We start from the raw sequence: 15,877 nt of genomic DNA, 5'->3' as shown, positions 1-15,877 counted from the left end.
AAACGCGTGTTACCTAGCGGTAACAGCGTCGGAAATTACCATCCGGTAGGGGACTTGAACAGAGTTGCGGCACGACCTTCCGGCGCAGGGACATACACCTGGTGGGCGCCGCCCGAGGCCCGACTCCCTCCCCCGGACCGGCCGGCAAGAGCGATGCCGGACTGCGACCGCGCTGCCTCGACCAGGCCTGCCGCCTGCGATCCCGCGTCGTCTCGAATCTCGAACCACCCGAGGGAATCCGGACGTTCCAGGGGGCGCGGAGCCGGGAGGGCGCGGCGCCTCCCGGCTGCTACCGGTTCACACCGGCGAGGGCAGGTGCACCGCGGGCAGCAGCCCCAGCTCGATCTCCCGACGCGGCAGCGACAGCCCGAGATGCCCGCCCACCGCCGCGAACAGCCGCTTCACCAACTCCTCCTCCACGCCCTCGCCCTCATCCTCGGGGTTCTCGCAGCCGGGGAAGGTGTCCCGCACCGCCCCGGCCCGGCGCATGGCCGCGTCCAGCGCGGCGAACGTCCCGAACCGGTCCCCGGGCGGGACCGCCGTCTCCAGCAGACTGTCACCGGGCTCGCCGGAACTCACTTCGCCGGCTGCGTCGACGTAACACACCCACGGGGACTCGTGCAGAAACCGGTCCAGGCAGACGAGTTCGCCACCCGGCTCCACCAAGGTGTCCTGGCCCAGCCGGTCGAGGAAGAGGAGGTGCCAGGTGGACCGCTCGACCTCCAGGACATACGTCCACTCGCCGCTCCGGCCGAACATCGCCACACTGTCGCCCGGGCTCACCCTCAGCCTGTCGAAGTCCTTGAACTGTGGCGGCCGTTCGGCCATTCCCCGGTCGGCGCCGAGGCGCACCACAAAGTCCACCGGGTCCACGCCACGCACCGCCGTGAGGCTGATGTCCGCGAGCATCCCGTCCTTGACGATCGCCCCGCTGCACCAGTGCTCGCCGATCCACGCCAAGCCGTTGTCCGTCACGGTGACACCCCCTCCCTCGACCTTCGCGCACACGCTACTGACCTCGGCTCGGCAGCGGGGCGCAGTCCCCCAGCTCTACCCAGCTCTACCCACGGCAGGCAGCCGGTTTCCGTAGCGGTACGGAGCTCTGCTGTCCCATCTCGTCGGTCTGCGGGAAGTCGGTGGAGAGAGTGAGGTCTTCCCAGGTGTCGAGGTCGTGGTCGACAGCTTCACGTCCAGCGCGGACCAGGCGCAGGGCGTCGGAGCCGAGAACCAGGTGAGCGGGCGGATCGGGTGTGTCGAGGACGCGCAGGAGCGCGTCGGCGGCGCGGGCCGGGTTACCGAGCTGTCGTCCGTCGGCCTTCTGGCGGGCGGCGCGGATGGGTTCGAAGAGTTCGTCGTAATCGGGGATGGTGCGCGGTGCGCGGATCATCGAGCGTCCGGCCCAGTCGGTACGGAAGGAGCCCGGCTCGACGGCGGTGACGTGGATGCCGAAGGCGGCGACTTCCTTGCCGATGGATTCGAGGATGCCTTCGAGTGCGTATTTGCTGCCGCAGTAGGCGGAGACGCCGGGGAAGCCGGCCAGGCCGCCCATGGAGGTGACGGCCAGGATGTGCCCGCGGCGCCGTTGGCGCATGAAGGGCAGGACGGCCTGGATGGTCGCCGCGGCGCCGAAGACGTTGACGTCGAACTGGGCGCGCAGGTCGTCCAGGGAGGTTTCCTCGAAGGTCCCTTCCAGGCCGTAGCCGGCGTTCGCGATCAGTACGTCGACGGGGCCGATTGCCTCCTCCACCTCGCCCGTCACGGCGAACACGGCTTCGTCGTCGGTCACGTCGAGGATGCGGGCGTGAGCGCGTTCCGGGTGAAGGGCGGTGAAGGCCGACGCGTCGGTGCCGTTGCGGACGGTGCCGACGACAGTGTGGCCGGCCTCCAGGGCGGCGCCGGCGAACGCGCGGCCGAGGCCGCCGCTGACGCCGGTGATCAGAAAGGTCTTGGCTGTGTGTGTCATGCCTGGTCCTCCTTGTGCAGGGCGAGGTGCTGGTGGAAGAGCACGCCGTAGCGGCCGGTGCTTCCGACTCCCGGCTCACCACGCTCCCCTTCATTCATTCGCAGGTGTCTGCGGGCAAGCCTCTGCCGCGGCGGAGGCGGGAGCCAGGACAGGCTGTGCCGGGGTACGGCGTACCCAGGCACGCCACCACGGGGCGGCCTAGCCTGGGCTGGTGACCAGCAACGATCTCGGAGATTTCCTGCGCGCCCACCGTGCACGCCTGCAACCCGGTGACGTCGGCCTCGCCTCCTACGGCCCGCGCCGGGTGGCGGGGCTGCGACGGGAGGAGGTCGCCGTCCTGGCCGGAATGAACAGCGACTACTACGCCCGGCTGGAACAGGGCCGCGAGCGCAGCCCCTCCCCGCAGATCCTCGACGCGATCAGCGGCGCCCTGCGCATGGACGACACGGCGCGCGAGCACCTCTACCGGCTGGCAGGCGCGGTACGGGACGACAACCGGGACCTGCCGGGGGAAGCGGTCGGTACACCGCTGAGACAACTGCTCGACGGCTACACGAACGCCCCGGCGTTCGTCCTGAACCCGGCGAAGGACTTCCTGGCGGCCAACGCCCTGGCCGAAGCGCTGTTCTCCCCGTTCGAAGCCGTGGACAACCTCGCCCGCATGACGTTCCTCGACCCAGCGGCACGGGGATTCTTCACCCCCTGGGACAGATCGGCCGAGGCGATTGTCGCCGGGCTGCGCCACGCCACGGGCCTCAGCCCCCACTATCCGCGTCTGTACGAGCTGATCGGCTCCCTGACCAGGGCGAGCGAGGACTTCGCCGCACTCTGGGCATCACACACCGTCTACGGAAAGACTCAGGACGCCCAGGAACTCCACCATCCCGACGTAGGGCCCCTCTCGCTCACCTACCAGTCCTTCGATGTCCGCGGAGCGCCGGGACAACTGCTGGTCATCTACCACGCCGAACCGGGAAGCGCCGACGCCCGGGCGCTCACCCTGCTCGGAAGCCTGCACGCCACTCGCCGCGGGCAGTCCGCCGGAGAGCGGTAGTTCCACATCTGATGCAACATCACATCCCGCCGGGAGCCGATCAGTCGGCCAGTGGAGAACGGGTTCCGGCGGGAGTGCGATTGTGAGTGCGGAGGAGGGGATGACGCCCTCGCGTACGGATAGGGGGCTCTGGCCAACTGCCCCGAACTGACGGCACTCTCCGGCCATGTGCATGCCTTCGGACACACGGTCGCTCACCTCCGGGCGACCAGTTGCCGACCTGATGAGCAAGGCTCAAGACCCGTGGATCAGCCTCGGGCTGGGACGTGAAAGGGCGTACCTTCCCGAGTGATCGATAGGTCACCGAGTAGACCGACGTTGCACCGTCGGTTGGGAAGGCGTGCTCATGCTCAGCAAACTCGTCGAGTCCGCCCAGACCCGCTGGCGGGCCGTCAGCGGAGCCCGCCCTGTGCCTCTCGTCCACGCCGGCGCCCGCTTCGAACGAGGAATCCTGGTCGATCAGCCCCAGGAGGTGGCAGCGTGACAACCGATACCCCCGCCGACTTCGACCCCGTTGCCGTCCTGGAACAGATCGATGCCGCCACCGAGCATCTGCTGCAAACAGCATCCCGGTTCGCCGAAAGCGACGTACGCGCGCCGTCGCTGCTGCCGAACTGGTCCCGCGGACACGTCTTGACCCACCTTGCCCGCAACGCCGACGGAGGCCATCGACTGCTCATGTGGGCTCGGACCGGCGTGGAGACATCGGAGTACCCGAGCCTGACCGCCAGGGACGAGGAGATCGAGAATGGGGCGGGCCGCAGCGCCGATGCGCTCGTGGCGGACCTGCGTGACAGCGCCGCCCAGTTCGCCGCACAGTATCGGCGGATGACGACCGAGGCGTGGAATCGAAAGGTCCGCTGGACTCGAGGTCAGGAACTACCTGCGGCACGGGCCGCTGATTCCAGGCTGTGCGAGGTGTTGGTCCACCACGTCGACTTGAACGCCGGCTACACCCCTGTGCAGTGGCCATCCCACTTCGTCCACGACATGCTGGACCGGGTAGTCAAGTCGTTCAGCGCACGTGAGAATGCCCCTGCCATGCGGTTGCACGCCACGGACACCGACACCTGGTATCGCATCAGCGATGATCAGCCAGCACCAGAGATCCACGGTGCAGAAAGCTCGCTCCTGAGCTGGCTGATGGGACGCTCCCCGGGCAACGACCTCGCCGTGGAGGACTACAGGGCGCTACCCAGCCCGCCCTTCCTCTATTGATCACGCCCACGTACCCCACCGCGGATCGGTTGATCCACGACTCTTGCACAATTGCTCCGACCTGATCGAAGCGGCCACCTGCACTACCGATCTGCCCAGCCTCCGGCGCTACGCCCAGCACCTCGGAGGACACGTGCGGCGCAGGGGGCGGGTGGGCCGGAGGTCGCCCGATTCTCTGTCGGCAGGTTCGGGATCTTTTGGGGTCCACGGCGACGACGTCGATGGTGAACCGGGCAGTGCTGCCGACCGGCCCGCCTCCGGCAACATCCCGCACCACCCGCAGGGCTCCGAACGGGCGTCGCAAAGCGGTGTGAGGCGCTTCTGTCGCCTGAACCGTCCCCGCGTCCCCTGTGTGTCCCCTGGATCTTGGTCCGGACGTGTGAAGGGGGGTCACCACGCTGGCGTGGTGACCCCCCTTCACACATTCGCCCAGGTAGAAACGGTTCTCCTAGACGAACCCTGTGTGGGGCGGGTGGGACTCGAACCCACGGCCGACGGATTATGAGTCCGCTGCTCTAACCGGCTGAGCTACCGCCCCATTACGGCGTGGCGCGTACACGTGTACGCGCCGTCTGCCGCAGCATAGCCGCTCATACGATCTCCTGCCTCGGATGGTCGGCTTCGCTGACCATGAGGACTGCGCCGTGGACGGGGCGGTTCCACCCCGGCGGAAAACAGCAAGAAAACAGCATGAAAAAGGGCCCCCTGAGGGGCCCTCTTCCGTCATGCTCCCCCGACTGGACTCGAACCAGTAACCCTCCGGTTAACAGCCGAATGCTCTGCCAATTGAGCTACAGGGGACCGCGCTCCCCCGACTGGACTCGAACCAGTAACCTGCCGGTTAACAGCCGGCTGCTCTGCCAATTGAGCTACAGGGGATTGCTGCTGTGCACCGAACGTACCCACCGAATCGTTCCCGGGGGGCGTGTGCTCGCTGCGACACATACATTAGCGCAAGCAGGGGGGTGCTCCGCCAATCGGTTCCGCCCCGGGTGATCACGTGCCGGCCGGGTAGGCGGGCAGCACCGGCACAAGGGAAGGCAGCCATGCGGTACAAGCTGACGTTCGTCGTGGGACTCGCTCTCGGTTATGTGATCGGCACACGTGCCGGTCGGGAGCGTTACGAGCAGTTGAAGAAGTCCGCCCGCCAGGTCGCGGAGAACCCGGCCGTACGCAACGCGGCCGAGGCCGCCGCGCAGAACGGGCGGGATGTCGCGGGCAAGGCGCTCCACACCGTGAGCGCGAAGATGGGCGACAGGATGCCCGACGCGGTGGCCCACCGGGTCCGTTCGCTGCGGGAGCGGAACGGGGCTGTCGAGGACGACTGGGGCACCAGCAACACCTGACGTTCCGGCGTGCGGCACAATCGGGCCGTATGGGGATAGTCGCCGGTCTTGACAGCTCAGCCGCCTTCACGCGCATCGTCGTGTGCGACACGGACACAGGTGCCGTGCTGCGCCAGGGGTATGCGCCCCATCCACAGACGGACGGGGCGGGTGAGAGCACCAACAGCGCCAATGCGGCCGGCAAGCACGAAGCCGATCCGCAGAGCTGGCTGCTCTCGCTCGGTGAGGCCGCGTCCGGCGGGCTGCTGGAAGGCGTGCAGGCCATCGGCGTGTCCGCCCAGCAGCACGGCCTGGTGCCGCTGGACCGGCAGGGCAATCTCGTACGGCCCGCGCTGATCGGCAACGACAAGCGGGCGCAGGTCGCCGCGGCGGATCTGATCGATTCGTTCGGCGGCCGGTCCGCGTGGGCCGAGGCGGTCGGCTCCGTACCGCAGGCCGCGCAGCCGGTGTCGAAGCTGCGCTGGCTGGCGCGGCAGGAGCCGGAGGCGGCCGCGAAGATCGCCGCGCTGCTCCAGCCGCACGACTGGCTCGTGTGGCAGCTGCTCGGGCGGCCCGCCCGGCGGATCACCGACCGGGGCGCCGCGTCGGGCACCGGCTACTGGTCGGCTGCGACCGGCGCCTACCGCCCCGATCTGGTGGAGCTGGCCCTCGGGCACCCGGCCGCGCTGCCGGAGGTGCTCGGCCCGTCCGACTCCGCGGGGACCACCCCCGAGGGGCTGCTGATCTCGGCCGGCACCGGCGAGACGATGGCCGCCGCCTTCGGACTGGGGGTCTCCGCCGGCGACGTGGTCGTGTCGCTCGGTGCGTCGGGTTCGGTGATGGCCGTGCACCACGAGGCGCTGTCCGACCCGTCCGGGATGATCACCTCGTTCGCCGACGCCACCGGGATGCATCTGCCGGTGGTGCACACACTCAACGCCGTACGGGCGCTGCGCGGCACCGCCGAGCTCCTCGGCGCCGAGGATCTTGAGGCCCTGTCGGCACTCGCGCTGACCTCCACCCCGGGCGCGTCCGGGGTGGTGCTCCTGCCGTATCTGGAGGGCGAGCGCACCCCGCAGCTGCCGCACACCGCGGGCACCCTGTCCGGGCTGCGCCGCGAATCGATGAAGCGCGAGCATGTGGCGCGGGCAGCCTTCGAAGGAATGCTCTGCTCGCTGGCGGACGCCATGGACGTACTGCGGGACCGCGGCGTCGAGGTGCGCCGGGTGTTCCTGCTGGGCGCCGCCGCCGAACTGCCCGCCGTCCAGGCCGCCGCCCCCGGCATCTTCGGGGCACAGGTCGTCGTCCCGCAGCCCGCCGACTACGCGGCGGTCGGTGCCGCCCGGCAGGCGGCCTGGGCACTCGGTGTTTCCGAGGGCACGCTGGATCCGCAGACCCCGCCCGCCTGGCAGGGCGCGGCGGCGCAGGTACTCGAACCGGGCGACGGGCTCGCGGTGGGGCAGGCCGTGCGTAAGCAGTACGCGGCGACGCGTGACCAGATCCATCCCGGAGCGTTCGGCACGCCGTCCTGACGGCTGTGTCCCGACCTCGTTCCTGACCCCCTTCCCCTTCCCCTTCTTGACCCCTGTTTGAGGAAAACGGTTCGTATCAGGTTGCGCGGTACCGGAAACTGGGACGGCCGGACACCGTCCCTGCCTTCACCTGCCCTGCCGGAAGCCCCGCCGGACCGCCGACCCGAGAGACGCACGTGCTCATATCGCTCCTGCGGACCCATTTGCGTCCGTACAAGAAACCCATGGCCCTGCTGGCGCTGCTTCAGCTGCTCCAGACCTGCGCCACCCTCTATCTGCCGACGCTCAACGCGGACATCATCGACAACGGTGTCGTGAAGGGTGACTCGGGTTACATCCTGAGCTACGGCGGTCTCATGATCGCCATCAGCGTGGTTCAGGTGATCTGCAACGGGGGCGCCGTCTACTTCGGCGCCCGGACCGCGTCCGCGCTCGGCCGGGACATCCGTGCCGGTGTCTTCGACCGGGTGCAGTCCTTCTCGGCCCGCGAGGTCGGGCACTTCGGCGCCCCGTCCCTCATCACCCGGACGACCAATGACGTCCAGCAGATCCAGATGCTGGTCCTGATGTCGTTCACCCTGATGGCCTCGGCGCCGATCATGTGCGTGGGCGCCATCGTGCTGGCGCTCGGCCAGGACGTCCCGCTCTCGCTGGTCCTGATCGCGGTCGTCCCGGTCATGCTCGTACTGGTCTCGCTGATCGTCCGGCGGATGCGGCCGCTCTTCCGGAAGATGCAGGTCCGGCTCGACACGGTGAACCGGGTGCTGCGTGAGCAGATCACCGGCAACCGGGTCATCCGCGCCTTCGTGAAGGACGCGTACGAGAAGGAGCGCTTCAAGGGCGCCAACGCCGAACTGACCGACGTCTCGCTGGGGACCGCGCGGCTGATGGCCCTGATGTTCCCGACGGTGATGACCGTGGTGAACGTGTCGTCGATCGCGGTGGTCTGGTTCGGCGCGCACCGGATCGACAGCGGCGCGATGCAGATCGGGGCGCTCACCGCGTTCCTCTCCTATCTGATGCAGATCGTGATGTCCGTGATGATGGCCACCTTCATGTTCATGATGGTGCCGCGCGCGGAGGTCTGCGCCGAGCGGATCCAGGAGGTCCTCTCCACCGACTCCAGCGTGGTGCCGCCGCTGAATCCCGTCACCGAGCTGGCCAGGCACGGCCATCTGGAGATCCGCGGGGCCGGGTTCAAGTACCCGGGCGCCGAGGCGTCGGTGCTGCGGGAGGTCGCCCTGGAGGCGCTGCCCGGTGAGACGACCGCGGTGATCGGGTCGACCGGCAGCGGGAAGTCGACGCTGCTCGGTCTCGTACCCCGGCTGTTCGACGCCACGGGCGGCGCGGTGCTGGTGGACGGCACTGACGTACGGGAACTCGACCCGGTCCTGCTGGCGAAGACCGTGTCCCTGGTGCCGCAGAAGCCGTATCTGTTCTCCGGGACCGTCGCGACGAACCTGCGGTACGGGAACCCGGACGCGACCGACGATGAGCTGTGGCACGCGCTGGATGTGGCGCAGGCCAAGGGGTTCGTCGAGGCGCTCGAAGGCGGGCTGAACGCGCCGATCGCCCAGGGCGGCACCAATGTCTCCGGCGGGCAGCGCCAGCGGCTGGCGATCGCCAGGACGCTGGTCCAACGGCCGGAGATCTATCTCTTCGACGACTCGTTCTCGGCGCTGGACTACGCGACCGACGCGGCGCTGCGGACCGCGCTGCGGCGCGAGACGGCGGAGTCGACCGTGGTGATCGTCGCCCAGCGCGTCTCGACCATCCGCGACGCGGACCGGATCGTCGTCATGGACGAGGGCCAGGTCGTCGGGACCGGCCGGCACCACGAGCTGATGGACGGCAATGAGACATACCGGGAGATCGTGCTCTCCCAGCTGACCGAGGCGGAGGCAGCCTGATGGCCGGTCCTGGTGGACGCATGATGGCAGGACCGACCCAGAAGTCCATGGACTTCAAGGGATCGGGCAAGCGGCTGCTGCGGCAGCTGGCGCAGGACCGTGCCGCTCTGTTCACGATGCTGCTGGCCGTCGTCGGCAGCGTCGCGCTCTCGGTCGTCGGGCCGAAGATCCTCGGCCGGGCGACCGACCTGATCTTCGCCGGGATCATCGGCCGGCAGCTGCCCGCGGGCACGACCAAGGCGCAGGCCTTGAAGGGCCTGCACGCCAGGGGTCAGGGCGCGATGGCCGACATGCTCTCCGGTGTGGACTTCACGCCGGGCAAGGGCATCGACTTCACCCAGGTGGGAGAGATCCTGCTGCTCGCGCTGGCGGCCTTCGCCTGCGCGGGTCTGCTGATGCTCGTCACCACCCGGCTCGCGGCCCGGATCATCAACGAGGCCATGTACCGGATGCGCGAGGAGATCCAGGCGAAGCTCTCGCGGCTGCCGCTGTCGTACTTCGACAGGGCGAAGCGCGGTGAGGTGCTCAGCCGGACGACCAACGACGTCGACAACATCGGCCAGACGATGCAGCAGACCATGGGCCAGCTCATGAACTCGCTGCTCACCATCATCGGCGTACTGGCGATGATGTTCTGGATCTCCTGGATCCTGGCGCTGGTCGCGCTGGTCACCGTGCCGCTCTCGGTGCTGGTGGCCACGCGCGTCGGCAAGCGGTCCCAGCCGCAGTTCGTGCAGCAGTGGAAGGTCACCGGCAAGCTCAACGCCCATATCGAGGAGATGTACACCGGGCACGCCCTGGTCAAGATCTTCGGGCGGCAGGAGGAGTCGGCCGAGGCCTTCCGCGAGCAGAACGACGCGCTGTACGAGGCGGGGTTCAAAGCCCAGTTCAACAGCGGCATCATGCAGCCGCTGATGATGTTCGTCTCCAACCTCAACTACGTGCTGGTGGCGGTCATCGGCGGGCTGCGGGTCGCTTCCGGGTCGCTGTCGATCGGTGATGTGCAGGCCTTCATCCAGTACTCGCGGCAGTTCTCGCAGCCGCTGACCCAGGTCGCCTCGATGGCGAACCTGGTGCAGTCGGGTGTGGCGTCCGCCGAGCGGATCTTCGAGCTGCTCGACGCGGAGGAGCAGACGCCCGACACGGACTCCTCCGGGACGGAATCCATTACGGGATCCGACGCGGTAGCGGGCGCGGTGTCCGACGCGGTGCCCGGTGCCCGTATTGCCGACCGTCCGGTGGCGGTGCGCGGCAACATCTCGCTGGAGAAGGTCTCCTTCCGGTACGAGGCCGACAAGCCGCTCATCGACGATCTGTCGCTCTCGGTCGAACCGGGGCACACGGTCGCGATCGTCGGACCGACCGGCGCGGGCAAGACGACCCTGGTCAATCTGCTCATGCGGTTCTACGAGGTGACCGGCGGGCGGATCACGCTCGACGGGACCGACGTCGCCAGAATGACGCGTGAGGAGCTGCGCTCCGGGATAGGCATGGTGCTCCAGGACACCTGGCTGTTCGGCGGCACGATCGCGGAGAACATCGCGTACGGCTCGTCGCGCGCCGTCACCCGCGAGGAGGTCGAGGAGGCGGCCCGGGCGGCCCACGCCGACCGGTTCATCCGCACCCTTCCCGAGGGGTACGACACGGTCATCGACGACGAGGGCACGGGGGTGAGCGCGGGTGAGAAGCAGCTGATCACGATCGCGCGGGCCTTCCTCTCCGATCCGGTGATCCTGGTGCTCGACGAGGCGACGAGCTCCGTCGACACCCGTACCGAGGTGCTGATCCAGCAGGCGATGGCCCGGCTGTCGCACGGCCGCACCAGCTTCGTCATCGCGCACCGGCTCTCCACGATCCGGGACGCGGATGTGATTCTGGTGATGGAGAACGGGGCGATCGTGGAGCAGGGCTCGCACGAGGAGTTGCTGGCTGCGGGCGGGGCGTATGCGCGGCTCTATGCGGCGCAGTTCGCGCAGGCGGTGGTGGAGGTGGATTAGCGGGTCCGGGGCTGTCGGTCCGGACCAGTGGCGCTGGATCAGCGGGTCCGGGGCTGTCGGTCCGGGCCAGCAGGTCGGGATCAGCAGGTCCGGGGCTGTCGGTCCGGGCCAGCAGGTCGGGATCAGCAGGTCCGGGGCTGTCGGTCCGGGCCAGCAGGTCGGGATCAGCGGTCGGGGTATGTCGCTGCGGGGTTGCGCTCAGTCCAGGTAGCCCCGCAGCTGGTCGGCGAATGCGTGGTCCCGCAGTTTGTTCAGGGTCTTGGACTCGATCTGGCGGATCCGCTCCCGCGTCACCCCGAAGATCCGTCCGATCTCCTCCAGCGTGCGGGGCCTGCCGTCCGCCAGGCCGTAGCGGAGCTGGACGACCTTGCGCTCGCGTTCACCGAGCGTGGAGAGCACTGCCTCCAGGTGCTGCCGCAGCAGCAGGAACGCCGCCGACTCCACCGGGGACGCCGCGTCCCCGTCCTCGATCAGGTCGCCCAGCGCCACCTCGTCCTCCTCCCCCACCGGGGCGTGCAGGGAGACCGGTTCCTGGGCGAGCCGCAGCACCTCCCCTACGCGTTCCGGGGTGAGTTCGAGCTGGGCCGCGACCTCGTCCGGCGTCGGTTCGTACCCGCGTTCCTGGACCATCCGGCGCTGGACCCGCACCACCCGGTTGATCAGCTCGACCACGTGGACCGGGACCCGTATCGTCCGGGCCTGGTCGGCCAGGGCCCGGGACATCGCCTGGCGGATCCACCAGGTCGCGTACGTGGAGAACTTGTAGCCGCGGGCGTAGTCGAACTTCTCCACCGCCCGGATCAGGCCGAGGTTTCCCTCCTGGACCAGGTCGAGCATGGTCAGCCCGCGGCCCACGTACCGCTTGGCGACGGAGACCACGAGGCGGAGGTTGGCCTCGATCAGCCGCCGTTTGGCCATCCGGCCGAGCACCACCAGGCGGTCCAGGTCCATGGCGAGGCGGGAGTCTAGATCGGCCGAACTCCCCAGCCGTTCCTCGGCGAAGAGGCCCGCCTCGACACAGCGTGCGAGTTCCACCTCGTCGGCCGCCGTGAGCAGCGGGATACGGCCGATCTCCCGTAAGTACTGGCGGAAGAGGTCGGATGAGGGGCCGCCGGTGTCCGCGGCGCCGGTACGCGCGGGTGCGGGCGCTTCGTCCGGGTCCTCGGCCACGACCTCGGGGACGGCCGCGGGTGCGGGCCTCGCAGGGCCGGGGACGGTCTCGGGGTGACCTGCGGCCGGGCCCTGCTGAGGGACTACCGGGGCCACGTCGGTTTCGGTCGGGGTCCGGGTCTGCACGGGGGCGGCCTCCAGGATGACTGCCGGATCGGGGGCGTGCGGCAGCGGGACAGCGGCGGCCGAGCTGCCTTCCGTCCCCCATGTGCCGGCCGGTCTCAGGCGCCGCTGCCCAGTGTGGGGCACGACACAGCGCGGCCACGAGGGGTGTGCGGTGACTTTCTGAGTCCGGTTCGTGACCCGGCGGTTATGGGAACGCCACCGCACGGCCTCGGCTTCTTCCGCTCCGGTCCGGGCTGAGTCCGCTCCGGTCCGGCTCAGAGCACTCCGGTCCGGCTCCGTCAGCGTCCGTCAGAGCGCGTCCGTCAGAGCGCTTCGGCGCCGTGGTTGCGCAGGGACTGCCCGTACTGCTGGAGGGTCCACAACTCGCTCTGGACCGCCGCGTACTGCTCGGCGTCGCCCTGCGTGGAGGCCCGGGCCAGGGTGCCCTGGACGTCCGTGATCCGCCGGTCGACCGCGCGCAGCCGGACGTGGACCAGCTGCTCGCCCGCGTACAGCTCGTCGACCGTACGGCGCATGATCGCCTCCACGGCCAGCTCGGTGACCACGGCCCGGACCGTGTCGTTCGGCGCCGCCGCGCGGACCCGGGTGAGGTACTCGAAGGAGTCGGTGATGCCCGCCTCCGCGCCGCCCGCCTCCATGATCGCCTCGCGCACGGCGGCATACGGCGGGGCGGTGAACTCGTCGGCCCCGTAGGCGTCGAAGGCCGGTGAGACCAGCTCGGGGCGTTGCAGTGCCAGCTTCAGCAGCTCACGCTCGGTGCGGTGCGCGGGGCTGCGGAGGTGGAGCGCGGGGCCGCTCGACGGGGGGCGCGGCGCCTCGGCCTGCTGCTGTGGGGGGCGGCCACCGCGCGAAGGCGCCGGTGCGTTGCCCCGGCCGCGGGCCCACTGTGCGAGCTGGCTGATGCGCTTGACCACGAACTGGGTGTCGAGGATGCCGACCATGCCGGCCAGCTGTACGGCGACCTCGTGCTGCGAGGCGCTGTTCTTGATCCGGGCCACCACGGGCGCGGCCTCGTCGAGGGCCGTCGCCCGGCCCGCCGGGGTCTCCAGGTCGTACCGCGAGATGATCTGGCGGAGCGCGAACTCGAAGAGCGGGGTACGGGGTTCGGCCAGGCTGCGCACCGACTCGTCGCCCTGCGCGAGCCGCAGATCGCAGGGGTCCATCCCGTCGGGGGCGATGGCGATATAGGTCTCGGCGGCGAACTTCTGGTCGTCCTCGAAGGCCCGCAGGGCCGCCTTCTGTCCGGCCGCGTCCCCGTCGAAGGTGAAGATCACGCGGGCGCTGCCGTTGTCCATCAGCAGCCGGCGGAGGATCTTGATGTGATCGGTGCCGAAGGCCGTGCCGCAGGTGGCGACGGCGGTGGTCACGCCGGCCAGATGGCAGGCCATGACATCCGTGTACCCCTCGACGACGACGGCCCTGCTGGACTTGGCGATCTCCTTCTTGGCCAGGTCGATCCCGTAGAGGACCTGGGACTTCTTGTAGATCGATGTCTCGGGGGTGTTGAGGTACTTCGGCCCGTTGTCGTCGTCGCGGAGCTTGCGCGCGCCGAAGCCGACGACCTCGCCGCTGATGTCGCGGATCGGCCACATCAGCCGGCCGCGGAAGCGGTCGATGGGCTTGCCGCCGCGGGCCTCCTGGGAGAGGCCGGAGGTGATGAGCTCCTTGTCGGAGAAGCCCTTGCCGCGCAGGTAGCGGGTCAGATGGTCCCAGCCCGCCGGGCTGTAGCCGACGCTGAAATGGGTGGCCGCCGCCTGGTCGAAACCGCGCTCGGCGAGGAACTTCCGGCCGATCTCGGCCTCGGCGCTGTCGAGCTGCTCGACATAGAACCGCGCGGCCGCCTTGTGCGCCTCGACCAGCCGGATGCGCTCGCCGCGCTGGCTGTTGGGGGTGTAGCCGCCCTCCTCGTACCGGAGGGTGATGCCGGCCGTGCCCGCGAGCCGCTCGACCGCCTCCGAGAACGAGAGGTGGTCGATCTTCATGATGAAGGCGAGAGTGTCCCCGCCCTCCTGGCAGCCGAAGCAGTGGAAGAGGCCCTTGGCCGGGCTCACCTGGAAGGAGGGGGACTTCTCGTCGTGGAAGGGGCAGAGCCCCTTCAGATTCCCGCCGCCCGCGTTCCGCAGCTGGAGGTACTCGGAAACGACGGCGTCGATCGGGACCGCGTCCCGGACCGCCTTCACGTCGTCATCGTTGATCCTGCCTGCCACGGGTGAAGTCTACGGTCCGGCTCGGACACTCCGTACGGGACAGCCCTCAGGTGCCCAGCGTGGCCAGGTCCACCGACGGGTCCGCGAGGGCCTCGGGGTCCAGGGTCGCGCCGGAGCGGATCAGCCGCTGGAGCTGTTCGGTGACGTCCCACACATTGACGTTCATCCCGGCCAGCAGCCGCCCTTCCTTCATCCAGAAGGCGATGAACTGCCGCTTCCCCGCGTCGCCCCGGATGAGTACCTGGTCGTACGAGCCGGGCGGCGCCCACCCCGAGTACTCAAGTCCCAGGTCGTACTGGTCGGAGAAGAAGTACGGGATCCGGTCGTACGCCACGCCCTGGCCGAGCATCGCGCGGGCCGCCGCCGGGCCGCCGTTGAGCGCGTTCGCCCAGTGCTCGACGCGCAGCCGGGTGCCGAGCACCGGATGCTGGGCGGCCGCGACGTCGCCCGCCGCGTAGATGTCCGGGTCGGAGGTGCGCAGCGAGGAGTCGACGGCGATGCCGCCGCCGTCCGCCCGGTCCACCAGTTCAAGGCCTGCGGCCTCGGCCAGCGAGACGCGGGGGGCCGCGCCGATCGCGGCGAGCACGTCGTGGGCCGGGTGCTCCTCGCCGTCGTCGGTCTGGACGGCGAGGACCATGCCGTCCTGGCCGGTGATCTCGGTGAGGCGCGCGCCGAAGTGGAAGCGGACACCGTGCTCGGCGTGCAGGTCGGTGAAGATCTGGCCGACCTCGGGGCCCAGCACCGCGTGCAGCGGGGTCTGGTGCGGTTCGACGACGGTGACCTCGGCTCCGTAGCCGCGCGCGGCAGCCGCGACCTCCAGGCCGATCCAGCCCCCTCCCGCGATCACCAGGTGGCCGTTGTCCCGGCCGAGCGAGGCCAGGACGTTCCGCAGCCGGTCGGCGTGGGCGAGCCGGCGCAGATGGTGCACGCCCGCGAGCCCGGTGCCGGGGATGTCCAGGCGGCGCGGCTCGGCGCCGGTCGCCAGCAGCAGCTTGTCGTAGTGGATGGCCGTGTCGTCACCGAGGCGTACGACCTTGACGGCGCGGTCGATGGAGACGACGGTCTGGCCGAGATGCAGCTCGATGTCGGCCTGCGCGTACCAGGCGGTCTCGTGGACGAAGACGCTGTCGCGCTCCTCCTTCCCCGACAGGAAGCCCTTGGAGAGGGGCGGGCGTTCGTAGGGGTGGTCGCGTTCATCACCGATGAGAATCACGCGGCCCGCGAACCCTTCGGTGCGGAGGGTTTCGGCGGCCTTCGCCCCCGCGAGCCCGCCGCCGATGATGACGAACGTCAGATGTGCGTCGACCACTTGATGCCTCCTTGGAGTGCTGGCGCCACTTGTGAGCGTCCCGCACGGAGTGTGATGGGGGAAGAG

The 15,877-nt window shown here is 69.5% G+C and carries 12 protein-coding genes and 3 tRNA genes; 7 read left to right on the top strand and 8 right to left on the bottom strand.

All coding sequences use genetic code 11. From position 1 onward, the window contains the following. Positions 1-297: 297 nt before the first annotated feature. On the bottom strand, positions 298-975 hold the full coding sequence (locus tag OG385_RS23250; protein ID WP_266857286.1) for a hypothetical protein: 678 nt from the start codon (positions 973-975) through the stop codon (positions 298-300). A gap of 85 nt (positions 976-1,060) precedes the next feature. Beyond that, complete coding sequence (locus tag OG385_RS23245) at positions 1,061-1,963, bottom strand: oxidoreductase (protein ID WP_266857284.1); 903 nt, start codon at positions 1,961-1,963, stop codon at positions 1,061-1,063. 211 nt (positions 1,964-2,174) lie between these two features. Between OG385_RS23245 and OG385_RS23240 the strand changes: the two genes are divergently transcribed. From OG385_RS23240 to OG385_RS23230, 3 genes are all read left to right on the top strand, one after another. After that, positions 2,175-3,017, top strand: coding sequence for a helix-turn-helix transcriptional regulator (locus tag OG385_RS23240; RefSeq protein ID WP_266857282.1), 843 nt, complete (start codon positions 2,175-2,177; stop codon positions 3,015-3,017). 346 nt (positions 3,018-3,363) lie between these two features. Continuing rightward, positions 3,364-3,501 (top strand): hypothetical protein, encoded by a 138-nt coding sequence (locus tag OG385_RS23235; RefSeq protein WP_266857280.1) that lies wholly within the window; start codon positions 3,364-3,366, stop codon positions 3,499-3,501. Then, positions 3,498-4,235 (top strand): maleylpyruvate isomerase family mycothiol-dependent enzyme, encoded by a 738-nt coding sequence (locus OG385_RS23230; protein ID WP_266857278.1) that lies wholly within the window; start codon positions 3,498-3,500, stop codon positions 4,233-4,235. The genes OG385_RS23235 and OG385_RS23230 overlap by 4 nt, the downstream gene beginning before the upstream one ends. A gap of 464 nt (positions 4,236-4,699) precedes the next feature. Here the strand turns inward: OG385_RS23230 and OG385_RS23225 are convergent. From OG385_RS23225 to OG385_RS23215, 3 genes are all read right to left on the bottom strand, one after another. Continuing rightward, positions 4,700-4,773 (bottom strand) — tRNA-Ile (locus OG385_RS23225). Between the two features lie 190 nt (positions 4,774-4,963). After that, positions 4,964-5,036: transfer RNA gene (locus OG385_RS23220), tRNA-Asn, on the bottom strand. A gap of 5 nt (positions 5,037-5,041) precedes the next feature. After that, positions 5,042-5,114, bottom strand: a tRNA-Asn gene (locus tag OG385_RS23215). A gap of 167 nt (positions 5,115-5,281) precedes the next feature. Here OG385_RS23215 and OG385_RS23210 point away from each other — a divergent pair. The 4 genes from OG385_RS23210 to OG385_RS23195 all read left to right on the top strand — a co-directional run bounded on the left by OG385_RS23210 (position 5,282) and on the right by OG385_RS23195 (position 10,999). After that, positions 5,282-5,581 carry a YtxH domain-containing protein gene (locus OG385_RS23210; protein WP_266857276.1) on the top strand — a complete coding sequence of 100 codons (300 nt, stop codon included), beginning with the start codon at positions 5,282-5,284 and terminating at the stop codon, positions 5,579-5,581. A 29-nt stretch (positions 5,582-5,610) separates the two neighbouring features. Next, a complete protein-coding gene (locus OG385_RS23205) occupies positions 5,611-7,092 on the top strand; it encodes an FGGY family carbohydrate kinase (protein WP_266857274.1) in 1,482 nt (493 codons plus the stop codon). A 176-nt stretch (positions 7,093-7,268) separates the two neighbouring features. Further along, on the top strand, positions 7,269-9,002 hold the full coding sequence (locus OG385_RS23200; protein ID WP_266857272.1) for an ABC transporter ATP-binding protein: 1,734 nt from the start codon (positions 7,269-7,271) through the stop codon (positions 9,000-9,002). Further along, complete coding sequence (locus tag OG385_RS23195; protein ID WP_266857270.1) at positions 9,002-10,999, top strand: ABC transporter ATP-binding protein; 1,998 nt, start codon at positions 9,002-9,004, stop codon at positions 10,997-10,999. Before OG385_RS23200 ends, OG385_RS23195 begins: the two co-directional genes overlap by 1 nt. 198 nt (positions 11,000-11,197) lie before the next feature. Here OG385_RS23195 and OG385_RS23190 read toward each other — a convergent pair whose 3' ends face one another. The 3 genes from OG385_RS23190 to OG385_RS23180 all read right to left on the bottom strand — a co-directional run bounded on the left by OG385_RS23190 (position 11,198) and on the right by OG385_RS23180 (position 15,811). Continuing rightward, a complete protein-coding gene (locus OG385_RS23190; protein ID WP_266861102.1) occupies positions 11,198-12,394 on the bottom strand; it encodes an RNA polymerase sigma factor in 1,197 nt (398 codons plus the stop codon). 203 nt (positions 12,395-12,597) lie between these two features. After that, positions 12,598-14,502, bottom strand: a complete 1,905-nt coding sequence (dnaG, locus tag OG385_RS23185; protein WP_266857268.1) for a DNA primase — start codon at positions 14,500-14,502, stop codon at positions 12,598-12,600. Positions 14,503-14,548: 46 nt separating this feature from the next. Beyond that, positions 14,549-15,811 carry an NAD(P)/FAD-dependent oxidoreductase gene (locus tag OG385_RS23180; RefSeq protein WP_266857266.1) on the bottom strand — a complete coding sequence of 421 codons (1,263 nt, stop codon included), beginning with the start codon at positions 15,809-15,811 and terminating at the stop codon, positions 14,549-14,551. Between the last annotated feature and the right edge of the window lie 66 nt (positions 15,812-15,877).

Source organism: Streptomyces sp. NBC_01306 (assembly GCF_026340465.1).
Taxonomy (GTDB): domain Bacteria; phylum Actinomycetota; class Actinomycetes; order Streptomycetales; family Streptomycetaceae; genus Streptomyces.
This window is presented reverse-complemented; position numbering and strand designations above follow the sequence as displayed.